A 21,341-nucleotide genomic window follows, 5' to 3' on the forward strand; every position below is an offset into this window, starting at 1 on the left:
ACCGAGCAGGCCCTGATCCCGGACGTGCCCAGCGCACGATGTTGTTTTAGGGCTCGCGGAGGGCACGCCGCCCCCGAATTGGACTGGACAACAAACAACCCCCGGGTCGGCGACCTGGGGGTTCCACATGGAGCGGGTGACGAGAATCGAACTCGCGCTCTCAGCTTGGGAAGCTTGGGTTTCTTGGGGGCGTTTGCGGCGCTGACCTGCGGCGGAGTGGTGTTGGAGTCCTGGTCGCACCGGGGCGAGTTCCCGCTGTTCCCCGTGGTTCCCCGCAGGTTCTGGCACGCGAACGGCACGGGCCCTTCGCCTCGTACGCCCCTTCTCGGAGCTGCGCTGGAGTGTCCGATCCTCAGCCGACGACAGTCAGCAACGATGGTGGGTACTCCGACCGATCAGGCGCGCGTGTGCCTCGCCGCACCCCCACCGGCCTTAGCCACGCTGCCATGGCGTCGACCAGAGCAAGCTACGTCGGTGGAAGCGCGGCGGTGAGACCTTTGACGATGACCTCTTCGTCCCGAAGCAACTGGGACAGGAGCGTTGCATTGGGTCGGTGGGCGTCTCACCTGCGCTGACGGTTCGCAACCGTCCGTGCTTGTTCGCTGGTGTGCGTGCGTGTTGTCACGCAGTTAGACACGCAACCCTGCCCCATGCTGAGTGTCTGCGCTCAGGTAGGGCCCCCGCAGAGCCTTGAGTCCGCTTGCGTTCTGAACCTAGAAACTTACGTCGCCCTGTACATCCTTGATTGTAACGATCTTTCCAACATTGGCTTGATCTGTCACAGTCACTTGATTGTTCAGCACCTCTTTCTGGCTGTATCCCTGAGAATCCAGTACGGACAGCAACTCACTGCGAAAGCCCGGGTCCGTGTCCAGATAGCGGTCTAGCGCGGTACGCACATCGGCTTGCGCTGATGCACTAGAGGGATCATCTTCGCAGCGTTGCAGGGCATCGAGTGCTTGCTGATCCCGCCCGAATTTGTTTCGCAAAAAGGCAACAATACGAGTGGTCGTTCGCCAGGCCCCACTTCCAGCCTCAGCCAGGTATCCTCCGGCCAGCAAGGTTGCTACAGTCAAGGAAATAGGATCAGTCATGGTGTTTCCTTCGTTGTTGATCTAATGACTGCCAAGGGGCTTGCGCTCTTCCGAGGCGACGCGCTCAGCCTCACGAGTAAATTCTGACGCTCTAGCAGAATAAAATTCCGCCTTATCGGTGTCGCCTAGTTCTGTCCAGATCAAGGAGAGCTCTTGTGCTGTTTCGCGCGCGCTCCCATGTTGCTGCATGAGAACCTCCAAACGCATTTTTTCCGCGTATATCTTCGCGGCACCCTCTATACGATTGAGTCCTCGCAGAGACATTCCTACTCTGCGCAGACATTGCGCGAGATGCTTTGCCGAACCGTATGATGTCGCAATATCTGCAGCCTCGCGGGCAAGAGAGAGCGCCTCAGTAATGTCCTCATTCTTTTGCAGTGCTGCACTCTGACAGAGCAATACCTTTATCAGCTCAGGCACTCTGTCATGCTGGCGGGCGATATCTTGGGCTTTGTCCAGCAATTCATTAGCCCGGTCGAAATTTTCGCGCCGTATGTGGGAATCTGCCCAGCAGTGCAGCGTGTTGATCAAACCTTCCGGCACCTCATCAATGCCGTCAGTGTTGAGAATATCCGCGTACAGAGAATCTGCTTCCTCGTACTTCTTCGCCCTTTCGTGGTTGTCCGCGAGATTGTGCAGGATCCATGCAATTCCTGACGTGTCATTCTGCTCACGCGCCAGTCTCAGAGCCTCTTCGTAAGTCGCGCTGGCCTCATCGGCCTTACCCATGCGCTGGAGGACACTGGCTTTCCTCGCTAGCCGGATTCGAAGAGCTTTCTTGTCCCTAGCGGCCTGCGCCTCAGAAATCGATTTTTCATAAGCGTTGATCGATTCTTCGAGCATGCCTCCAGCGGCCAAGCAAGATGCCATGCCTTGGTAGGTGGTGCTAAGGGAATTTGAGTTGGCGCTAGCTTTTATGGCCAGTGCAAGTTCTTCCTGAAAATACTTTAGCGCTTCGTCATGACGCCCAATTCCGCTGTGCAAATGCCCAAGTGCATGGAGGGCCCTAGCTTGGCCTGGCGGATAACCTAGCGCAGTGTATATCTCAACAGATTCCCTGTAGGCAGACATGGCTCGACCGACGTCCCACTGGCTGCTTGAGGTATTACCAATTTCCCAGAGAACTTCGGCGCAACGTTCAAGGTCCTTCAAGTCACGAAAGACCTTCAAGGATTCTTCTAGATATGATCGGGCGTCATTAAACCGATTTAGACGCCTGCTTGCTTGACCGAGTCCTCCGAGCATCAATGCTTCGCCTTCGCGAGCCCCGCATCTGCGCGCGGCTACTAGGCCAGCCTCGTTGCATAGGATCCAGTCGCTGTAATCACGTTCTATTGAATGGAAGTCGGCCAGGTAATCTGCTGTTTTCCAGCACAGATAATCCCAATGGTTTTCATTGGCCAGCAACACGCCAGCGACAAGACTGGGCCTTTCTAGACGCACCCATTTGCGGATGGATGGACTGCTACCTTCCAGGATTTCGAGGTGCCACTGAAGCAGGCGATGAACAGATTCTGTTACAGCCGTGGGCGCGTCTTGATCGACAGCCCTTTCTTTCGCAAAAAGGCGCATCAGGTCATGGATCTTGAACCTGCCGGGAATGTCGTCAGGACTGATCAAATGGCGATCTGCTAGGTCTTCCAGCGCATCTTCAACAAAATACTCGTCGGCATCAGTTAACCTGGCGACTGATTCCACGCTGAATGAGAATCCAAGAGTTAGTCCTACTGCGCGAAATATGCGCGATTGGGCATCAGTTAGCGATTCGTAGGCCGTTGCGAAAACTGATCGGATTGCAATATCGTCAGCGCGCAGTACCTCCAGACGCCTCTGTTCGTCTCGCAGTCGGCTCACCATGCGCGCCAATGGCCAGAGTGGACGCCTGAGCAACTGTGCTCCAGCGATACGCAAAGCTAGTGGGAGTCGTCCGCAGATCTCCGACAGCTCATGGACTTCATCAATGCTGTCTGCGATACGGTTGGCACCAAGAAGTACTTTGAGGAACTGTGTACACTCGTCCAAAGTCCATACGTCAACCGAGATGCTTTGCGCTCCCGGAAGCGTGGCCAATGGGCGACGGCTTGTGATCAGTGCAGCACTGCGCGGCGATGTAGGGATCAAGTCGTTCACTTGCGCCGTATCAGCTGCATCATCGAGGACTACGAGTATCGCCTTGGTTGCAATTAGTGTCCTGTAGGCGGTCACGAGACTTTCGTAATCTCCTGGAATCTCGCCGAGCGTGACGCCTAGGTCCTTTAGGAAGCGCACCAGGATCTCATTGGGATCTGCTGGATTGGAACCTGCGCCGGCGAGTTTCGCATAGAGGATTCCATCGGGAAATCTTTCCGAATGCCTATTTGCCGCCCTGATGGCGATTGACGTTTTTCCTACGCCGGCCATTCCTGAAAGAACCCAAATGGCCGGGGTTTCGAGGTTGATGGCGAGAGATCCGCTAATCTTTTCAAATATTCCCTCGCGTCCGGTGAATTCAGGAATATCGCGTGGAATCTGTAGCGGACGTCTGCGCTGCTTGAGTTCCGGTCCGCTCAGGGATACATGGCCAGCGTGTTCGATCACCACGGCCTTGCCGACCGTCGCATGATCCGATATTCGGAGGTTGGTTCGGTCTTCTTCTTGCTGCATGTAGCCCCCCGCTACTGAGATCTGGCCCGGCAAGGGTGGATGCGCATGCGCACCTCATGTAAGCGTACCGAGCAAGTTGGCAGTAGGTGTGGCTAACGTGAACTGGAAGCCGAGTCGGCGTAACGGGTTCGGCCGGTGGCCTGCCCGGTCTGGGGTCGAGCATGATCAGGGGGCCGTACGCTGGTTGGCAACTCGGGCAGGCTTTTGGCCTGACCGCAATGTGCACGAGTGGCCCCCTGGTCTTGCTCGACGCGGGACCCGGACCGGGGAGGTGGCTAAAAGCCGTGGAGCCGACCGCCCCAGCCATGACATACCCCTTCTCTGAGGTCAGGTGGCTGATTGCTGTGCGCGCGGCCTGGGCGTCGGCCGGGCTGGAGCGGGGCGGAGACTGGAGCGCAGGCCCGGCCGGGGGCCGGGCCGCGTGCGGGGAGCGGAGCGAGCCGCCTTGAACCAGTAAAGAAGGTTGTAACTCAGGTGGCGTCTGGGATGCGCCAGAGTGGGGCTGCGTACTGCTCCGGGCGTCTGTTGAGCAGGAGGTGGCGCAGGTCGCTGCGCTGGGAGCCGTTGAGGTGCAGGACCTCGGTGAGGTGGCGGAACGTCGTGTGTGTGACTCCGCGGGTGCGGGCTTCCGACTCGAACTCGTCGACCTGGCGCAGTACCGCCCCTTCGTCGAGCGGGGCCGACGGCTGGTCCTTCAACCACAGGGCCTTGTTGCGTTCGTAGTCGATCTCCGAGAAGCCGCAGATCTCGCGGCTGTGGGCCTCGGCCTCGTCCAGGGTCGTCGTTGCCGTGATGGCTCGGGCGAGGGTGTTGTGGCTCAGTGCCTCGTCCAAGTCGACTTCGTGGACACGCGGGCCTTCGTCCCTGAGCGGTACCGGCAAGCCGGCGTCGCGTACCTCGCAGATGCCGCGCGTTCCCCGGGCCGTCGCCGCGAGCATCCCCGTGGCTTCGGACGGGTGCCACTCCAGGACGTTGCCGACCGGGGCCACGTCCTGCGCCGTGAGGGTGTGGACTACGGGGCCCAGCAACGGGCGGAGATCCTCCGCCGACAGCTCGCCGTCGAGACCGGGGCCGGCGACCAGGAGCCGGACCGGGGCGTTTACCTGGCAGCACGCTGCAAGCGTCACTGCGTCGGCAAGCGGGCTCTTCAGGGTCGGTTCGTCGCCGCGGGCGAGGATGTCTCCGCCGACGTCCAGGAGGTCGATCGACTCGGGCGCCAAGTGGGCCAGCAGCTCTTCCAGCTGGCGCGTCACGCCCTCGACTCCGTGGGAGGGGTCTAGCAGGGCGAGTATCTGTGGGAGCTCGGCCGCGAGGCGAGGGAGTGTCGACCCTGCCGGAGCGACTGGGCGGGCGGTCGCCGGCACTGACCACACGGACGGGGTGACGGCTTCCAGGTCGGTGAAGTCGTGCGCGCCGCGCGGGCCCGGTACCGGGTCGACCAACAGGCGGTCCCACGCGTACGTGAGGATCACCGCCTGGTCCTCGTCGCCGTACAGGGCGGCGTGAAGCATTGCGGCGGCGACTGCGTCGCCCCCTCCTCCTGCTGCGACGATCAACCGCGTCATGTGGTCAACATTACGGGTTCTGCTATTTACCACTCACCCTATAGTGGCCAGAGGCCATAGCCACTTGGACGAGGAGGGAATGTGCCGCAGATCGAGGAGGCGCAGCCGAAGTATCTCCAGATCGCTCACCACATCCGCGATCAGATCCTTCGGGGCGACCTGCGAGCGGGTGACGAGGTGCCGTCGGAACGGCAGTTGGCGGCGGACTGGAAGGTGTCGCGTCCGACTGCGGCCCGTGCTCTGGAGGCGCTCAGTCATCAGGGGCTCGTCGAGAAGCGGCAGGGCTCGGGGACCTACGTGCGCAGCTTGGAAGTCAACCGGCGGGCGCGGGAGTTGTACGGCCGGGCGCGTCAGACGGGGAAGATCTACACGCCCGGTGAGTACGCGGTGATCACGTCGGCCGGGTGGATGGACGCACCGGACCACGTGGCCGAGGCTCTCGGGCTGGTGAAGGACCGCCGGGCCGTGCACCGCCGGCGCGTGACCAACAACCAGGACGGTCCCATCACGTTGTCGACCTCGTGGTTCGCTCCGGACGTCGGGCAGCGGGCGCCCAGGCTCACGGATCCCGGGCGGATCCAGGAGGGGACCCTGATGTACGTCGAGAACATGACCGGCCGGCAGGGGAGTTACGCCGAGGACCGGATGTGTGCCCGGAGCGCCACCGAGGAAGAGGCCGCCGACCTGGAGCTGCAACCGGGGTCCGCCGTGCTGATCGTCCACCACGTCGTCTACGACATGCAGGACCGGCCGTTGGAGTTCGCCGAGGCGACCTATCCGCCGCACCGCTGGGCATTCGAACAGGGCTATCCGCTGGTGTGACATGACGGGTCATCAGTTAGGTGAACCGCTTGCGCGACGCGAGTGGCTAATGCCACTATCCAGTAAGTGGCTAAGGCCACTTACTGGAAGGGGCAGGGTGTGACAGGTCGGCGGCCGGATCAGGGCACGCGCGCAGCATGCCGGGGATGCCGGGGACGCGGTTGGAAGCGCGTCGCTTCGCGTACGTCGGTGGTCCTCGCCACCGCCAACGACCACACCCGTGCCACGTCGAAGCGGCGCTGCCTCGACTGCGACGGCAGCGGCAAGGAGTGAGCGCGGATGACCTACCGGTTCAACCGCTTCCCCAGCGAGGAATCACCGTGGCTCGGGGCGATGACCCTGCACCCGGTCCCGGAGTCCGTACCTCGGGCTCGACGCTGGTTCCGGAAGTTCATCGCCCCGTACAACCCGGCCTGCTCGGTCGACGACTGTGCGCTGATGATTTCCGAGTTGGTGACCAACGCCATCCTGTACGGACGGGCCGACGAGGAGTGGCGCGTGCGCGTGGAGTGGTTCCGGGAGAAAACCTCGCTCCGCGTGGAGGTGCACAACCCCGGCTTCCCGGCGAACGTGCGCATGCGCCGGCCGGACGCGAATGACGCGCATGGGCGCGGGCTGCTGCTGGTCGACGCCATGGCCGAGTCGTGGCATTCCGGGCCCAGTCGCTTCGGCGGGACGGTGGTCTCCTTCGTGATGGCTGATGCCTGGCCTTCCTAAGGGAGGAGTGCCCCGCTTCTACATCTGCTCAGGGATTGTCGCTAGTCTGGTTGACCAGTTGACTTGGCCAATCGCGACGGGCGGCGTTCATGGGATATGAGGTGGAGGCCCCCAAGTACGTGCGCCTCGCGCAGACCCTGCAAGGTCGCATCGAGGACGGAACGTACCCGCCCGGTACCCGCGTTCCCAGCGAGAACCAACTTGTCCAGGCATTCGGGATGTCCCGGCCCACGGTCGTGCGAGCCCTGGAGCTCCTGAAGCGTGACGGCTGGCTGGAGTCCCGGCAGGGGTACGGCACCATCGTGCGCGGTCGCCCCGCGGGCGCCGAGGAGAGAGAACGGCGCGGCCGTGTCGTGCTCACGCGTGATGAGTTGCAGACGGCCGGGCGGCTCGTACAGGTCGGCGAAGTGGCGGTACCGGCCCGGGTGGCCTCGGCCCTCGGGCTGCCGAAGCGGGCCAAGGCGCTCATGCGTCGCCTCCTGGTCGAGGAGGACGGGGAGGCCGCCGAACTGGTCTCCTCCTACTTCCCCGCCGGCCTGGTCGACGGCACCGATCTGGCGAGTCCCGAGGCGCTGGAGTCCGGTACGCGCGCGCACCTGGAGGCGCGCAAGAAGGTCCGCTTCGACCACGTGACGGAGCGCGTCTCCGCTCGCCTGCCCCACGCGACCGAACGTGAGCTGTTGGCCCTGCCGGACGGTGTACCGGTGCTGAGTGTCCTCGTCATCGCCTGTGACGCCTCCGGGCAGGCGCTGCAAGTCTCTGACGTGCTCCTGCCTGCCGACCGGCAGGAACTGGAAGACACCTACCGGCTGAACTGACCCTGGATGCGGGCCCGTTCACCTTGAATGCCACTTGACAAGTCAACCTGACAACTCTAGCTTCGAACTTGCTAAGTCAACTTGTCAGGCGGCAGGTTGCCGACTCTCAAGCTCAAGGAGACATCTGTGCGTGTGATCCGTATCGACGCCTCGTCCGCCACCGTCCTGCTCACCGAAGCGCCGGCGCCGAAGGTGCGCGACCGGAAGACCGGGGAGATCGCCAAGGACGCCGTGAGCGGTGAGGCCCTGATGACGGTTGGCGTCGTATACATCGACGAGGGCGAGTCGTCGCTGATCCAGGTCACCATCCCGGAGAGCGGAGTCACGGACGGTCTGACCGTCGGTGCGCCCGTCTCCCTGCCCGGCCTGGTGGCCCGTCCGTGGGAGAGCGTCTTCAACGGTCAGCAGCGGCACGGCATCGCCTACCGTGCCACCGCCGTCACCCCCGGCGCCTTCCCGATGGCACAGGCGGGCTGACCGACATGACCGACTGGACGACGGTGGCGGAGGTGGGCGGGTCGCTCACCGCGATAGGCGGCGCGGCCTACGCCCGGCACGCCCACCCCGCCGCGTACTGGTCCGCGGTCGGACTCCCGGCCTCGGTGGTCCGGCTGCTGACCTCGTACTCCTCGACCATGGACGCCTGCGGCCTGACCGTCGAACCGCCTCGCTGGCGGGCCCTGGCGGTCAAGGCCACCACTCGCCGGGAGATCCGTCCGGTCCCGCCCCGCCGGGGGCTGATCCGGCCCACCGCGACCGGCCTGCGGATGCGGCTGCGGCTCGCTCCCGGGCAGGAACCCGCCGACATCGCCGCCTCGGCGGAACGGCTGCGGCACGCCTGGGGCGTCCACGCCGTGTACGTACGTGACATCAAGCCGGGCGTCGTCGAACTGCGGCTCGTCGGCTTCGACGTGTTGCGCGACGTACGGATGCCCCGGCGTGCTCGGGGCGGGTTGCTGCGGGTGCCGGTGGCGCTGCGGGAGGACGCGACCGCGTTCGTCCGCGACTACCGCGCCGTACCGCACGAACTCGTCCTCGGCGCCACGCTGTCCGGCAAGTCCATGTACCTGCGCAACCTCATCGCCGGACTGGCCACTCAGCCCGTGGCCCTGGCCGGCATCGACTGCAAGCGCGGTGTCGAACTGTCGCCCTTCGCCGACCGCTTCTCCGCGCTCGCCGTCGACCAGCGACAGGCCGCCGCCCTGCTGCCCGTCCTCGTGACCGAGATGGAGGACCGCTACGACCTGATCAAGGCCCGGCAGGGCATCGCCCCCGGCACCCCCGACGAACTGATCACCTCGGACATCTGGGGACTGCCCGACGAGGACCGTCCGCCGCCCATCGTGCTGTTCATCGACGAGGTGGCGGAACTCTTCCTCGTCGCGAGCAGGAAGGACGAGGACCGGCGCGACGAGATGGTCACCCAGCTCATCCGCCTCGCCCAGCTCGGCCGCGCCGCCGGCATCTACCTGGAGGTCTGTGGACAACGCTTCGGCGCCGAGCTGGGCAAGGGCGCGACCATGCTGCGGGCCCAGCTCACCGGCCGCGTCTGCCACCGTGTCAACGACGAAGCCTCCGCCAAGATGGCGCTCGGCGACATCGCCCCGGAAGCCGTGTACGCGGCCTGCTCCATCCCCGCCGAACGGCCCGGCCTCGCCGCCGTCGGCGACACCTCCGGCGGCTGGTCCCGCATCCGCACCCCGCACCTGACCCTCGCCGAAGCCGCGGCCACCTGCCGCGCCGCGTCCGTCCTCACCCCCGACGTACCGGGGCTCGCGCCCTTCCGGCCGTCGCCCCCGACCGTGCCCGCGCAGTCGCCCCGGCCCGTGCCCGCACCGCACCCGGCCCCGTAGCCCGCACCCCTCCCACGGCTGGCGCGGCCGTCCCGCGCCGAGTCCCTACCCCCGCCATGCCTCAAGAAAGGAGACACCCACCGTGTGCCCCGACTGCGAGGACTTCGCCCGCACCGTGCTCCTGCTGGGCCACCTCGCCACCTACGCCGAGACGCCCGGCGCTGACGCGGCCTTCGTAGAGGCCGTGGGACCGGCGCTGGCCGGGTCACTGCCCGAGCCTCCGCCGGGCCACTTCCCCGACGAGTCGGCCTGATGGCCCGCCTCACCGCCGTGCGCGCCGACGCGGTCCTCGTCCAGGCCGTCATCGCCGGAGCCCTGTCCTTCGCCCACCTCCACGACCTCGCCGCCGCTGCCGGACAGGACGGATGGAAGGCGTGGGCCTACCCGGTCTCCGTCGACCTGCTCCTCGTCGCCGCCTGGCACCGGCTCCGTACCGGCGGCGCGAAGGCGTCGGCCTGGTGCTGGTTCCTCGTCGCCCTGGTCGCCTCCCTCGGTGCCAACGTCGCCACCGCCGGCCTCCTCGACCTGCACGACGTACCGGCCTGGCTGCGCATCCTCGTCGCCGGATGGCCCGCGGTCGCCTTCCTCGGCGGAACCCTGCTCGCCCACGGAACACGGGCGCTCCCCGAGGTACCGAAGACACCGACGGCACCGGAAGCGGAGACGACCGGGCGCCCGGAGACCGAAGATCCGGCCGCGCCGACGGCCCCTGAGCTGCCCACCGCACCCGCACCCGCACCCGTCCCCGCGTCCGTCCCGCCGGCACTCGTCACCCTGGCCCGCAAGGTCGCCGACGAACACCGGACACGGACCGGAACCGCCATCGACACCTCGACCCTTCGCGCCCGGCTCGGCGTCCCGATGCCGCTCGCCGAAGCCATCGCCGCACACCTCACCTGATCAACGGAGGACCTCCGACCGTGCGCCCGTCCACGCTCCGCGCGCTCAACCGCGCCGCCGAGCTGACCCGCCAGAACCGCCTCACCGAAGCGATGCTCATCGCCGAACCCGTGATCCTCACCGCCGACGAGTACGAGGGCGAGGAGATCCGGCGCTGGCTCCTCGACCACGTCACCGACTTCACCGGCGAGCACCACGAGGACCCGAAGGAGCTGCCCTGATGCCCCGCACCCCACGCTTCCGCCGCGCCGTCCGCATCGGCCCCGTACAGGTCGCCACCTACTACGACGACCGGGGCCGCGAGAAGCACACCGCCGCCTGCACAGCCCCGCGCTGCGGCTTCTCCGCCGACTACGACAGCCGCGCCGCCGCCGAACTCGCCGCCCGTACCCACCGCTGTCGCGTCCGCTGAGGGAGCCCCCGTGACCGTCTCACTGCCGCTCGTCCTGGTCCTGGGCCTCATCGCCTGGGGCGCGGTCCGCTTCCTCGGCGTCCGCGTCTGGATCGTCGTCGTGATCGCGCTCTTCGGCTTCCTGCTCTCCCGGACCGTCCTCGCCCCGCTCATCGACTCCGGCACCCGCTCCGGGGTCGACGTCATCAACGGCACCCACGACTGACAAGGAGATCCGCCGTGTTCCGTCCCAAGCTGCCCGACGTCCCGACCCCGACCACCCTCACCCAGCACCACACCCACGACCCGGTGCCCTCCGCCGGCCGCGCCCTCGTCCCGTACGTCGGCCCGGTCGCCGCCGTGGTCATCGTCGGCGTCGTCCTCACCGCGCTCCTGGCGGCGGTCGCCATCACGGCCGTCTCGGTGGCCGTCGCCGCCGTCGTCCTGCGCTCCCTCGTCACCAGCGCGACCAAGCGCTGACCGGCCGCCGGGGCGGCAACAAGCCGCCAAGCATCCCGCCGCCCCGGGGCCGTCCCTCCCGACCGCCGTAACAGCCGAAAGGAACCCCCATCATCACCCGGCAGACTCCGCCCCCGCTGGCGGAACTCTCCAAGCTGGCCGCATCCGGCAACCTCCCCCAGCTCGCCCACCAGCTCTCCGGCCTGGGCGGCTGCACCCACCCGATCCGCCTCGACGGCCACCGCACCGAGTACGCCGTGAACACCCGCACCGGCGAGATAGGCAACCGCCTCCACCACCCTCCCCGCCGGTCACCTCTTGGTCCGCTGCAACAACCGCCGCACCACCCGCTGCCCGGCCTGCGCGGAGGTCTACCGCCGCGACACCTTCCACCTGATCACCTCGGGCCTGCGCGGCGGCAAGGGCGTCCCCGAACGCGTCGCCGCACACCCCTGCGTCTTCGTCACCTTCACCGCCCCCGGCTTCGGCCCGGTCCACAACCGCCCCACCGGCCCCGCCCGCACCGTCCGCCCCTGCCGCTGCGGCACCCTCCACCACCCCGACGACCCCGCCCTCGGCACCGCCCTCGACCCCGACACCTACGACTACGAAGCGGCCGTCCTGTGGAACGCGCACGCCGGCCTCCTGTGGCGGCGCTTCTCCATCTACCTCCGCCGGGAAGTCGCCAAGCGGGCCGGCCTCACCCAACGCGACTTCCGCGAACACGCGCGGGTGTCCTTCGCCAAGGTCGCCGAGTACCAAAAGCGCGGCGCGGTCCACTTCCATGCGGTGATCCGCATCGACGGCCCGGAAGGTGGCGACACCCCGCCCCCGGCCTGGGCCACCGCTGAGCTGCTCACCGACGCCATCCGCGCCGCCGCCACCGCCGCCCGCGTCGACGGCCCGACCATCGACGGCCGGGCCCACACCTTCGCCTTCGGACGACAGCTCGACGTCCGCACCATCCGCTCCGCCGACTTCAGCAGCGGCCAGGAGCTGACCGAACGCGCCGTGGCCGCGTACATCGCCAAGTACGCCACCAAGGGCGCCGAGACCGCCACGGGAGGCCTGGACCGGCTGCTGAAGTTCCTCGCCGAACTCGCCCAGCTCGACATCACCGACCACGCCCGCCGCCTCATACGCACCGCCTGGACTCTCGGCGCCCGCAAAGACCTCGAACACCTCCGCCTGCGCGCCTGGGTCCACATGCTCGGCTTCCGCGGCCACTTCTCCACCAAGTCCCGCCGCTACTCCACCACCCTCGGCGCGCTGCGCACCGCCCGCGCCGAATGGCGCCGCGCCCAGGCCACAGCAGCAGCCGCGCACGAGGACGGCTCGGAGACGACCACGCTCGTCCTTGCCCACTGGGTCTACGCCGGTACGGGCCTCACCGACGCCGAAGCCTGGCTCGTCGAAACCCTCGAACCCGCCCCCGGAACGGAAGGGGAACCCACCCGTGGCTGAGCGCCATCTCTCCGTCGACCAGGTCGCCGAGCTGCTCGGCACCACGTCCCGCTTCCCCCGTCGCCTCATCGAGGAGCGGCGCATCCGGTACGTGAAGGTGGGCCGTCACGTCCGCATCCCGGAGAGCGCGGTCGACGAGTTCCTCCGGGCCCGCACGGTCGAGCCGGTCAGGCGGTCCCGCTCCCGCTACGGGAGGGCCGCCTGATGGCCAACAACCGTGGCAGGCGTCGCCGCTTCGGCGCGATCAGGAAGCTGCCTTCCGGCCGTTACCAGGCTCGTTATCCGGGCCCGGACGGTGTGATGCGTCCGGCCCCTGAAACCTTCGCGACGACGGCGGACGCTGACGACTGGCTGGCCGAGAAACAGACGGAGATCCGCCGGGGCGAGTGGCGGGACCCTGATGCCGGTGCCGTGAGCTTCCGGGCCTACGCCGACAAGTGGGTGGACGAACGCGACCTCGCACCCCTCACCCGGGACCTTTACCGCTACCTCCTCGACAAGCACCTGACCGCCTTCTCGGACCTCGACCTCGACGAGATCACCGCACCCCGCGTCCGTGAGTGGCGTGCCGAACGGCTCCGCACCACGAACGCCAAGACGATGACGGCAAAGGCGTACCGCCTTCTGAAAGCCATCATGGAGACGGCCGTCGACGACGAGCTGATCCAGCGCAACCCGTGCCGGATCAAGGGCGCCGGCAAGGAAAAGGCAGCAGAGCGGCGCATTGCCACCGTCACCCAGGTCGACGCGCTCGCCGACGCCGTGGGGATGCGCTGGCGGCTCATGGTCTACCTCGGCGCTTACGGCCCGATGCGTCCGGAGGAGCTGGCCGGCCTCTGCCGCCGGGACGTCGACGTCGACACCCTCCGCGTCCGTGTCCGCCTCGCCGAGCCTGAGCGGATGAACGGTCGGCGCGTCCGGGGCGACACCAAGTCGGAGGCCGGAACCCGGACTGTGATTCTTCCCGCGTTCCTCCGCCGGGAGCTCCGCTGGCACCTGGAGAGCTACGCCGAACCGGGCCCGGACGGGCTGCTCTTCGTGGGGGAGAAGGGGGCGCCCTTCCGGCGCAGCAGCTTCGGGCGGAAGTGGCGGAAGGCTCGGGACGTGGTGGGCATGCCGGAAGGCTTCCGGTTCTACGACCTCCGGCACACCGGACACACGCTCTCGACCCGCTCCGGCGCCACCCTCAAGGACACAATGGTCCGCGCCGGCCAGTCCTCCGAGAAGGCCGCGCTGATCTACCAGCACTCCGACGAGGAGCGACAGCAGGAGGTCGCCGCCGGACTCGACGCCACCGTCCGGAAGGCGAGAGCCGCGGCGACTGGGAAGCCGCCCGCCGGGCCTTCTGGCACGGATCTGGCACGCGACGACTGATGACAACGCACAGCAAAAAGGCCCGGGTCTCTGACCTGGGCCTTCTTCATGGAGCGGGTGACGAGAATCGAACTCGCGCTCTCAGCTTGGGAAGCTGATGTTCTACCATTAAACTACACCCGCATGCGCGCACGGAGCCCGGTCGGAACCGGTGTCCGGATGCTTGGTCACTCTACCCCATGGCAGGTCCCCGGTGCTCGTGCCGTGGGGCCTGTGCGTGTTTGCGGGGGGTCTTTCCGGGGTGTGGGACGCGGCTGTGGGGGAAGGGAGTTGGGGCGTAGCGTGGGGGTCTTCGGTGAGGGGTGCGGCGCGGTGTCGTGCCGTCGGCAAGGGCGTTCCTTTCATCCCGTAGTGTGGCTTTTGTCGTCAGGGAAGACATGGCCAGACGGGGCTCTTGGGGAAGGGACTTGAGGGACTTGAGGGACTTGAAGGACTTGATGGGGTCGCAGGGGTCGCAGGGGTTGGCGGAGGGCACTCTCGTCCGTTGTGGTGACGGGCATGTGTTCAGCACCTCTTCGCTGCCGATGCGGCAGGCCGAGCGACTCGGCCCCGGACGGCTCGTGCGCTGCCCGCGGTGCACACGGCTGCGCAGCGTCGTACCGGTGAGTCTGGAGCCGCGCTAGCGGACTCCGAGGCGCGCGGGGCGGTCGATTGTGGCTGCTCCGCGCGCCTTGCGTATCCTCGGGACGTGCTTCTCTCAGACAAGGACATCCGGGCCGAGATCGACGCCGGACGGGTACGGATCGATCCGTACGACGACTCCATGGTGCAGCCGTCGAGCATCGACGTACGTCTCGACCGGTATTTCCGGGTGTTCGAGAACCACCGCTACCCCCACATCGACCCGTCGGTCGAGCAGGTGGACCTCACGCGGTTGGTCGAGCCCGAGGGGGACGAGCCGTTCATCCTGCACCCCGGTGAGTTCGTGCTGGCCAGCACGTACGAGGTGATCTCGCTCCCCGACGACCTCGCCTCGCGGCTGGAGGGGAAGTCCTCGCTCGGGCGGCTCGGGCTCGTCACGCACTCCACGGCCGGCTTCATCGACCCCGGTTTCTCCGGGCACGTGACGCTCGAACTGAGCAACCTCGCGACGCTGCCCATCAAGCTCTGGCCCGGCATGAAGATCGGCCAGCTCTGCATGTTCCGGCTCAGCTCGCCGTCCGAGCACCCGTACGGCAGTGAGCGCTACGGATCGCGGTACCAGGGCCAGCGGGGACCGACCGCCTCCCGGTCCTTCCTCAACTTCCACCGGACCCAGGTCTGAGCAGCACACCCCTCCGAGCAGCACACCCACACGAGCACGACGCAGGGACGAGTGACGCAGGTATGAGTGACGTACGGGAGAACCTGAGCTACGAGCAGTTCGGCGTCGCCGTCCGCGAGCTGGCGCAGACGGTCGCCGACGACGGGTTCGAGCCCGACGTCGTGCTCTCCATCGCCCGGGGCGGGGTCTTCGTCGCGGGCGGGCTCGCCTACGCGCTCGACTGCAAGAACATCCACCTCGTGAACGTGGAGTTCTACACCGGTGTGGGGACCACGCTGGAGATGCCGGTCATGCTGGCCCCCGTCCCCAACGCCATCGACTTCTCCGCCAAGAAGGTCCTCATCGCCGACGACGTCGCCGACACCGGCAAGACGCTGAAGCTGGTGCGGGACTTCTGCCTCGACACCGTCGCCGAGGTGCGCAGCGCGGTCATCTACGAGAAGTCCCACTCGCTGGTGAAGTGCGAGTACGTGTGGAAGCGGACCGACGACTGGATCAACTTCCCGTGGTCGGTCGAGAAGCCCGTGGTGAAGCGGAGCGGGCAGGTGCTCGACGCCTGAGGGGCGTGAAACGCGGCGAAGGGGCTCCCTCGGGAGCCCCTTTCCTCATGCCTGCGTCAGGTCCGGTCGCGCGCCCGCCCGCTCAGAACGTGCCCAGCTTCACGATCGACAGCAGCGCGATCAACTGGATCGCGGAGGCGCCGAGCGCCTTGGGCCAGGGCAGGTCGTGGGAGCGGCTGACCATCAGGGTCAGCAGGACACCGGCCGCGACCCAGGTGATCCAGCCCAGGATCTGGACGAAGGGCGCGTCACCGCCCGCGAACATCGCCACGATCAGCCGGGGCGCGTCCGTCAGCGACATGATCAGCATGGAGAGGCCGACCGTGGGCTGCCAGGCTCCGTCGCCGCCGAACTGCCGGGCCAGGGTATGGGTGACCACGCCCAGGACGAACGCGGCGAGGACCATCGCCACGGCGGTGACCAGCACGATCGGGATCGCGTTGGAGAGCGTGGCGTTGATCGCGTCCTCGCGGGCGCCGTCGAAGCCGAAGACCGCGATCAGGCCGTAGATGAAGGTCACGACGAGGGCGGGGCCCCACATCGTGTAGTCCCGCATCTGGAGGAAGGTCTGGTTGGGGGCGGTGAAGACGCCCCTCAGCAGCGCCTTCCAGTGCAGCCGCGGGCCGACCGGACCGGCCGCGGCCGAGCCCGCGCGGTAGGTGTCGCCCTGCTGGTAGGGGTCCTCGCCGACCGAGAACGCCTGGGTGTGGCCGGGGTTGTTGGCCGCGTACGGGTCGTGCGGCGCGCCGGGCCCGCCGGGTCCGCCGGGTCCGCCGGGCGCACCGTACGCGGGGCCGCCCTGTCCGGCGTACCCGCCGTCGCCGAAGTACTCCGGCTCGCCGTGCCCCCCGCCCTGGCCGCCGTGCCCGCCGGCCTGCCCGCCGCCGTGGGGCTGCGGCCACTGGCCGCCGCCCGCGCCGTACGGCTGCTGCTGCGGGTACGGCTGCTGCGGCGCCGGGGGATAGCCGTACGACTGTCCCTGCGGCGCCTGCTGCCCGTGCGAGGGGTTGTGCGGTCGCGTCTGAGGAGCGCCGTTGTCCCGGCCGCGTCCGATCCTGAATCCAGCCACGTCTTCGAACGTACCTGGTCCCGGAGAGTGACGTGCCGGACCCGGGCGTCCGGACCCGGCTTTGCGGCCGAGCTGTGACATCCCTTACGGGGACGGGACACCAGGTCCCTAGGGGACCCGGGCCGTCCGGCCGCCGGGTCGTCCGGGTCCCCGGGTCGGGATCAGTCGGCGAAGTTGGCGCCGAACACCGGTGTACCGGTCGTCGACACGCCCGCCTGGCTCGGGGAGACGGTACGGGCGCCGGCGGGGGCGATCTTCGCGCCGTTGGACGGCAGGTAGGTCACCGCGCCGTTGCCCGCGTTCTCCTGGGAGCCGATGACGAGGTCGGCGCGGCCGTCGCCGGTGACGTCGTCGAGCTTGACGTCGGTGCCGAAGAAGTCGTCCTTCTCGTTGGCGCCGGGGATGCCCGCGGAGTCCTGGGAGAAGGACTGGGCGCCGGAGCCGGTGTTCAGGCCGTCCGCGGTGCCGTAGAGCAGGGTGACCGAACCGGCGTTGGTGGCGCTGCCGATGTTCTCCCCGGCGACGCCGATCGCGAGGTCGAGGAAGCCGTCGCCGTTGACGTCGCCGAGGTCCAGCTCGTAGCCGAAGAAGTCGTTGCCCTCGGCGGTGCCGGGGACGTTGCCGGTGTTCTGGGTGATGCCGGTGGCGGAGCCGGGGCCGGTGCTCGTGCCGTAGGTGACCCAGACCTTGCCGCCGTTGGCGGAGTCGGGGATCGCGGTGCCGTCCTCGCTCTTGGTGTTCCAGTAGGCGCCGCTGACGATGTCGCCGCGTCCGTCGTGGTCGATGTCGCCGATCGCGGTGATCACGCCGGGCTTGAGGGCCTGGGCGGAGGACGTCTTGAGGCCGCTCGCGGAGCCGGGGAGGTAGTAGTTGCGGTTCCAGCCGTACTCGGTGGCCGTCTCGTAGCCGTCGACCACGAGGTCGGTGCGCCGGTCGCCGTTGATGTCGCCGGCGGTGAGGTTGAGCGGGCCGCCCGCCCCCTTGTCCAGGATCGGGGGCTTGACGGTGTACTTGCCGCCGGGCTTGCCCGCGCTGCTGAAGCCGCCCTTGAGGACGTGGACGGTGGCGTTGTCGCTGCCGACGGCGAGGTCGGCCTTCCCGTCGCCGTCGAAGTCGCCGGCGGCGAGGTTCGTGCCCCAGAAGTCGTGGCCGCCGGCGGCCGGGTCGGCGACGGTGACGCTGCTGCCGGTGAGGCCGGACCTGGAGCCCCACAGGAGGGTGACGGCGCCGCCGTCCTTGTCGCCCCCGACGTCCTCGCCGGGGGAGCTGACGACGAGGTCGTCGTAGCCGTCGCCGTTGAAGTCCGCGTAGGCGGAGTCGTTGCCGAACCAGTCGGCGGCCTCCGCGGAGCCGGGGACGCCGGTGCTGTTCTGGCTGAGGGTGGTGCGCTTGGCGGCCGAGACGCCGGTGGCCGTGCCGTAGAGGACGACCATCTGGCCGGCCGTGGTCCGGCCGGCGACGTGGGCGCCGGGGGCGGAGAAGGCGATGTCGCCGCGGCCGTCGCCGTTGAAGTCGGCCCGGGCGACGGCTGTGGAGTCGGCGGCCGTCGCGGTCACGGTGGCGGCCGAGAGCAGTCCGCCCGTCAGCCCGGCCGCTGCGGCCGTGGCGAGGGCGAGACGCACGTGTCTGTGCATGCGGTTCTCCTGCTGCACGCGGGATGCCCGGTGGACACCCGCAGGGGATGGGGTGCGACCGCGGGCACCCCTCGCGGGGCGCGTTCGACGGGAGTTGGCTCCACGTTCATGCTGCGGTCGGCGATCAGGAGACCGCCGACGGGGGGTGAGGGTTGTACATGAGTTCGAGACGGGTCGAGCCGAGACGAGACAGGTCGGGGCGGGGCGGGTCGTTGGAACGTGAGGCGGGCGGGCGGGCGGGGAACGCCGATGCCCCCGTCCGGCACGGCGGCGTGGACAGGGGTCGGCTATGGCTCCGGTTACTTCACCGGCTGTGGCTCCGGCGCGTTCTCCGAGTCGGTCGTCCCCGCCGGGGGCTCCTCGTCCAGCGGGGTGCGGACGGAGTCGAGGAGGAGCTGGGCCACGTCCACGACCTGGATGGACTCCTTGGCCTGGCCGTCGTTCTTCTTGCCGTTGACGGAGTCGGTGAGCATCACCAGGCAGAACGGGCAGGCGGTGGAGACGATGTCGGGGTTGACGGAGAGGGCCTCGTCGACGCGCTCGTTGTTGACGCGCTTGCCGATCCGCTCCTCCATCCACATCCGCGCGCCGCCGGCTCCGCAGCAGAAGCCGCGTTCCTTGTGGCGGTGCATCTCCTCGTTGCGGACGCCCGGGACGGCGGCGATGATCTCGCGCGGGGGCGTGTAGATCTTGTTGTGCCGGCCCAGGTAGCAGGGGTCGTGGTAGGTGATGATGCCCTCGACCGGGGTGACCGGGACCAGCTTGCCCTCGTCCACCAGGTGCTGGAGCAACTGGGTGTGGTGGATGACCTCGTAGTCGCCGCCGAGCTGCGGGTACTCGTTGCCGAGGGTGTTCAGGCAGTGCGGGCAGGTCGCGACGATCTTCTTGGCCGACTTGGGCTTGCGGGACTCCTCGGTCACCTTGCCCTCGTCGTCCGTCTCCTCGCCGAAGGCCATGTTCAGCGCCATGACGTTCTCCATGCCCAGCTCCTGGAACAACGGCTCGTTGCCCAGGCGGCGCGCGGAGTCACCGGTGCACTTCTCGTCGCCGCCCATGATCGCGAACTTCACGCCCGCGGTGTGCAGCAGCTCGGCGAAGGCCTTGGTGGTCTTCTTGGCGCGGTCCTCCAGGGCGCCGGCGCAGCCGACCCAGTACAGGTACTCGACCTCGGAGAGGTCCTCGATGTCCTTGCCGACGACCGGGACCTCGAAGTCGACCTCCTTGAGCCACTCCAGGCGCTGCTTCTTCGCCAGGCCCCAGGGGTTGCCCTTCTTCTCCAGGTTCTTGAGCATCGTGCCCGCCTCGGACGGGAACGCCGACTCGATCATGACCTGGTAGCGGCGCATGTCGACGATGTGGTCGACGTGCTCGATGTCGACGGGGCACTGCTCGACGCAGGCGCCGCAGGTGGTGCAGGACCACAGGACGTCCGGGTCGATGACGCCGTTCTCTTCGAGGGTGCCGATCAGGGGCCGTTCGGCCTCCGCCAGGGCGGCGGCGGGGACGTCCTTGAGCTGCTCCTCGGACGCCTTCTCCGCGCCCTCCATGGTCTTGCCGCCGCCGGCCAGCAGGTAGGGGGCCTTGGCGTGCGCGTGGTCGCGCAGCGACATGATCAGGAGCTTGGGGGAGAGCGGCTTGCCGGTGTTCCAGGCGGGGCACTGCGACTGGCAGCGGCCGCACTCGGTGCAGGTGGAGAAGTCCAGCAGGCCCTTCCAGGAGAACTGCTCGACCTGGGAGACGCCGAACACGTCGTCGTCACCGGGGTCGGTGAAGTCGATCGGCTCGCCGCCGCTCGTCATCGGGAGCAGGGCGCCCAGCGAGGTGCCGCCCTTGGCGTCGCGCTTGAAGAAGATGTTGGGGAAGGCCAGGAAGCGGTGCCAGGCGACGCCCATGTCCGTCTTCAGGGCGACCGTGATCATCCAGATGAAGGAGGTCGCGATCTTCAGGCCGGCGAAGAGGTAGACGAGGTTCTGGAGGGTGGCGACGTCCAGGCCGCTCAGGCCCGACACCACGGGGTAGGAGATGAAGAAGGACGCCTCGTAGCCGTCGACGTGGTGGAGGGCGCCTTCGAGGGCGTGCAGCATGAAGATGCAGACGCCGACGATCAGGATGACCGCCTCGACGAAGTACGCCTGGCCGAAGTTGGAGCCGGCGAAACGGGACTTGCGGCCCGGCTCGCGCGGGTGGCTGAGCTGCCGGATGACGATCAGGGCGAGGATGCCGAGCACGGTCATGGTGCCGATGAACTCGACGAAGACGTTGTACGGCGCCCACTCGCCGATGACCGGCAGGATCCAGTCGGCCTGGAAGAGCTGGCCGATCGCGTTGACGATCGTCAGCAGCAGGGAGAAGAAGCCCACCGCCACGAACCAGTGCGCCACCCCGACGACACCCCAGCGGTTCATCCGGGTATGACCCAGGAATTCCCTGGCCACGGTCAGGGTGCGCTGGACGGGTTCGTCGGTCCGGGTGCCGGCCGGTACGGGCTGGCCCAGCCGCATGAAGTGGAAGATCTGCAGGAGGGCGCGGCCGAACAGAGCCACGCCGACCACGATCAGGACCAGCGACACGATGATCGCGGCGAGTTGCATTTGGGGGCTCCTCGGGCCTGCGAGGTGACGAGGGGGCGGTATTACTAAGCGGTAACTTAGGTAGTCCGTCTGAGACTACCCCGATCCTGGGCCGCACTGTAGCCGGGCGTGCGGTGATCTGTG

The 21,341-nt window shown here is 67.7% G+C and carries 22 protein-coding genes, 1 tRNA gene and 1 pseudogene; 17 read left to right on the top strand and 7 right to left on the bottom strand.

The genetic code is table 11. The annotated features are described in order from the left end of the window. Positions 1 to 713 precede the first annotated feature (713 nt). From ABEB00_RS12245 to ABEB00_RS12255, 3 genes are all read right to left on the bottom strand, one after another. Complete coding sequence (locus tag ABEB00_RS12245; RefSeq protein ID WP_345619435.1) at positions 714 to 1,094, bottom strand: hypothetical protein; 381 nt, start codon at positions 1,092 to 1,094, stop codon at positions 714 to 716. Positions 1,095 to 1,115: 21 nt separating this feature from the next. Beyond that, complete coding sequence (locus tag ABEB00_RS12250; RefSeq protein ID WP_345619436.1) at positions 1,116 to 3,737, bottom strand: ATP-binding protein; 2,622 nt, start codon at positions 3,735 to 3,737, stop codon at positions 1,116 to 1,118. A gap of 470 nt (positions 3,738 to 4,207) precedes the next feature. Then, positions 4,208 to 5,302, bottom strand: coding sequence for a DUF1152 domain-containing protein (locus ABEB00_RS12255; RefSeq protein ID WP_345619437.1), 1,095 nt, complete (start codon positions 5,300 to 5,302; stop codon positions 4,208 to 4,210). A gap of 81 nt (positions 5,303 to 5,383) precedes the next feature. Here ABEB00_RS12255 and ABEB00_RS12260 point away from each other — a divergent pair, with 81 nt between their 5' ends. The 14 genes and pseudogenes from ABEB00_RS12260 (at position 5,384) to ABEB00_RS12325 (ending at position 14,100) form a co-directional block, all read left to right on the top strand. Next, complete coding sequence (locus ABEB00_RS12260; protein WP_345619438.1) at positions 5,384 to 6,124, top strand: GntR family transcriptional regulator; 741 nt, start codon at positions 5,384 to 5,386, stop codon at positions 6,122 to 6,124. 279 nt (positions 6,125 to 6,403) lie between these two features. After that, positions 6,404 to 6,841 carry an ATP-binding protein gene (locus ABEB00_RS12265; RefSeq protein ID WP_345619439.1) on the top strand — a complete coding sequence of 146 codons (438 nt, stop codon included), beginning with the start codon at positions 6,404 to 6,406 and terminating at the stop codon, positions 6,839 to 6,841. 89 nt (positions 6,842 to 6,930) lie between these two features. Beyond that, positions 6,931 to 7,659 carry a GntR family transcriptional regulator gene (locus ABEB00_RS12270; protein WP_345619440.1) on the top strand — a complete coding sequence of 243 codons (729 nt, stop codon included), beginning with the start codon at positions 6,931 to 6,933 and terminating at the stop codon, positions 7,657 to 7,659. A gap of 126 nt (positions 7,660 to 7,785) precedes the next feature. Beyond that, a complete protein-coding gene (locus tag ABEB00_RS12275; protein WP_142194138.1) occupies positions 7,786 to 8,136 on the top strand; it encodes an SCO3933 family regulatory protein in 351 nt (116 codons plus the stop codon). A gap of 5 nt (positions 8,137 to 8,141) precedes the next feature. Then, the gene (locus ABEB00_RS12280) at positions 8,142 to 9,512 is read left to right on the top strand and encodes an FtsK/SpoIIIE domain-containing protein (protein WP_345619441.1); all 1,371 of its coding nucleotides are present in this window, start codon (positions 8,142 to 8,144) and stop codon (positions 9,510 to 9,512) included. An 82-nt stretch (positions 9,513 to 9,594) separates the two neighbouring features. Continuing rightward, entirely contained in the window at positions 9,595 to 9,765 is a 171-nt protein-coding gene (locus ABEB00_RS12285; RefSeq protein ID WP_345619442.1) for a hypothetical protein, read from the top strand. After that, entirely contained in the window at positions 9,765 to 10,412 is a 648-nt protein-coding gene (locus ABEB00_RS12290; protein WP_345619443.1) for a DUF2637 domain-containing protein, read from the top strand. The genes ABEB00_RS12285 and ABEB00_RS12290 overlap by 1 nt, the downstream gene beginning before the upstream one ends. Positions 10,413 to 10,432: 20 nt before the next feature. After that, complete coding sequence (locus tag ABEB00_RS12295) at positions 10,433 to 10,633, top strand: hypothetical protein (protein ID WP_053216615.1); 201 nt, start codon at positions 10,433 to 10,435, stop codon at positions 10,631 to 10,633. Beyond that, positions 10,633 to 10,824 (top strand): mobile element transfer protein, encoded by a 192-nt coding sequence (locus tag ABEB00_RS12300; protein WP_228900241.1) that lies wholly within the window; start codon positions 10,633 to 10,635, stop codon positions 10,822 to 10,824. The genes ABEB00_RS12295 and ABEB00_RS12300 overlap by 1 nt, the downstream gene beginning before the upstream one ends. A 10-nt stretch (positions 10,825 to 10,834) precedes the next feature. Continuing rightward, positions 10,835 to 11,029, top strand: a complete 195-nt coding sequence (locus tag ABEB00_RS12305) for a hypothetical protein (protein ID WP_193512406.1) — start codon at positions 10,835 to 10,837, stop codon at positions 11,027 to 11,029. Between the two features lie 14 nt (positions 11,030 to 11,043). Beyond that, positions 11,044 to 11,283, top strand: a complete 240-nt coding sequence (locus ABEB00_RS12310) for a SpdD protein (protein WP_345619445.1) — start codon at positions 11,044 to 11,046, stop codon at positions 11,281 to 11,283. A 134-nt stretch (positions 11,284 to 11,417) separates the two neighbouring features. Beyond that, positions 11,418 to 12,726, top strand: a pseudogene (locus tag ABEB00_RS12315) (replication initiator). Next, positions 12,719 to 12,931, top strand: a complete 213-nt coding sequence (locus ABEB00_RS12320) for an excisionase family DNA-binding protein (RefSeq protein ID WP_345619446.1) — start codon at positions 12,719 to 12,721, stop codon at positions 12,929 to 12,931. The pseudogene ABEB00_RS12315 and the gene ABEB00_RS12320 overlap by 8 nt, the downstream one beginning before the upstream one ends. Further along, on the top strand, positions 12,931 to 14,100 hold the full coding sequence (locus tag ABEB00_RS12325) for a tyrosine-type recombinase/integrase (protein ID WP_345619447.1): 1,170 nt from the start codon (positions 12,931 to 12,933) through the stop codon (positions 14,098 to 14,100). The genes ABEB00_RS12320 and ABEB00_RS12325 overlap by 1 nt, the downstream gene beginning before the upstream one ends. A 49-nt stretch (positions 14,101 to 14,149) precedes the next feature. Here the strand turns inward: ABEB00_RS12325 and ABEB00_RS12330 are convergent. Next, positions 14,150 to 14,223 (bottom strand) — tRNA-Gly (locus ABEB00_RS12330). A 314-nt stretch (positions 14,224 to 14,537) separates the two neighbouring features. Here ABEB00_RS12330 and ABEB00_RS12335 point away from each other — a divergent pair. The 3 genes from ABEB00_RS12335 (at position 14,538) to ABEB00_RS12345 (ending at position 15,924) form a co-directional block, all read left to right on the top strand. Next, entirely contained in the window at positions 14,538 to 14,723 is a 186-nt protein-coding gene (locus ABEB00_RS12335; protein WP_345619675.1) for a hypothetical protein, read from the top strand. A 65-nt stretch (positions 14,724 to 14,788) separates the two neighbouring features. After that, positions 14,789 to 15,364 carry a dCTP deaminase gene (gene dcd, locus ABEB00_RS12340; RefSeq protein WP_345619449.1) on the top strand — a complete coding sequence of 192 codons (576 nt, stop codon included), beginning with the start codon at positions 14,789 to 14,791 and terminating at the stop codon, positions 15,362 to 15,364. Between the two features lie 62 nt (positions 15,365 to 15,426). Next, positions 15,427 to 15,924 (top strand): phosphoribosyltransferase, encoded by a 498-nt coding sequence (locus ABEB00_RS12345; RefSeq protein WP_345619451.1) that lies wholly within the window; start codon positions 15,427 to 15,429, stop codon positions 15,922 to 15,924. 82 nt (positions 15,925 to 16,006) lie between these two features. Here the strand turns inward: ABEB00_RS12345 and ABEB00_RS12350 are convergent, their stop codons facing one another. The 3 genes from ABEB00_RS12350 to ABEB00_RS12360 form a co-directional block, all read right to left on the bottom strand. Then, on the bottom strand, positions 16,007 to 17,074 hold the full coding sequence (locus ABEB00_RS12350; protein WP_345619452.1) for a Yip1 family protein: 1,068 nt from the start codon (positions 17,072 to 17,074) through the stop codon (positions 16,007 to 16,009). 80 nt (positions 17,075 to 17,154) lie between these two features. Further along, a complete protein-coding gene (locus ABEB00_RS12355) occupies positions 17,155 to 18,627 on the bottom strand; it encodes an FG-GAP and VCBS repeat-containing protein (protein WP_345619453.1) in 1,473 nt (490 codons plus the stop codon). A gap of 299 nt (positions 18,628 to 18,926) precedes the next feature. Beyond that, entirely contained in the window at positions 18,927 to 21,218 is a 2,292-nt protein-coding gene (locus ABEB00_RS12360) for a (Fe-S)-binding protein (RefSeq protein WP_345619454.1), read from the bottom strand. Between the last annotated feature and the right edge of the window lie 123 nt (positions 21,219 to 21,341).

This window comes from Streptomyces ziwulingensis (assembly GCF_039542605.1).
Classification (GTDB): Bacteria; Actinomycetota; Actinomycetes; order Streptomycetales; family Streptomycetaceae; genus Streptomyces; species Streptomyces ziwulingensis.

Coding starts and splice junctions, on each gene's coding strand:
- ABEB00_RS12245 (WP_345619435.1), bottom strand. CDS start 1,094: ATGACTGATCCTATTTCCTTGACTGTAGCAACCTTGCTGGCCGGAGGA.
- ABEB00_RS12250 (WP_345619436.1), bottom strand. CDS start 3,737: ATGCAGCAAGAAGAAGACCGAACCAACCTCCGAATATCGGATCATGCG.
- ABEB00_RS12255 (WP_345619437.1), bottom strand. CDS start 5,302: ATGACGCGGTTGATCGTCGCAGCAGGAGGAGGGGGCGACGCAGTCGCC.
- ABEB00_RS12265 (WP_345619439.1), top strand. CDS start 6,404: ATGACCTACCGGTTCAACCGCTTCCCCAGCGAGGAATCACCGTGGCTC.
- ABEB00_RS12270 (WP_345619440.1), top strand. CDS start 6,931: ATGGGATATGAGGTGGAGGCCCCCAAGTACGTGCGCCTCGCGCAGACC.
- ABEB00_RS12280 (WP_345619441.1), top strand. CDS start 8,142: ATGACCGACTGGACGACGGTGGCGGAGGTGGGCGGGTCGCTCACCGCG.
- ABEB00_RS12290 (WP_345619443.1), top strand. CDS start 9,765: ATGGCCCGCCTCACCGCCGTGCGCGCCGACGCGGTCCTCGTCCAGGCC.
- ABEB00_RS12300 (WP_228900241.1), top strand. CDS start 10,633: ATGCCCCGCACCCCACGCTTCCGCCGCGCCGTCCGCATCGGCCCCGTA.
- ABEB00_RS12325 (WP_345619447.1), top strand. CDS start 12,931: ATGGCCAACAACCGTGGCAGGCGTCGCCGCTTCGGCGCGATCAGGAAG.
- ABEB00_RS12335 (WP_345619675.1), top strand. CDS start 14,538: ATGGGGTCGCAGGGGTCGCAGGGGTTGGCGGAGGGCACTCTCGTCCGT.
- ABEB00_RS12345 (WP_345619451.1), top strand. CDS start 15,427: ATGAGTGACGTACGGGAGAACCTGAGCTACGAGCAGTTCGGCGTCGCC.
- ABEB00_RS12350 (WP_345619452.1), bottom strand. CDS start 17,074: ATGTCACAGCTCGGCCGCAAAGCCGGGTCCGGACGCCCGGGTCCGGCA.
- ABEB00_RS12355 (WP_345619453.1), bottom strand. CDS start 18,627: ATGCACAGACACGTGCGTCTCGCCCTCGCCACGGCCGCAGCGGCCGGG.
- ABEB00_RS12360 (WP_345619454.1), bottom strand. CDS start 21,218: ATGCAACTCGCCGCGATCATCGTGTCGCTGGTCCTGATCGTGGTCGGC.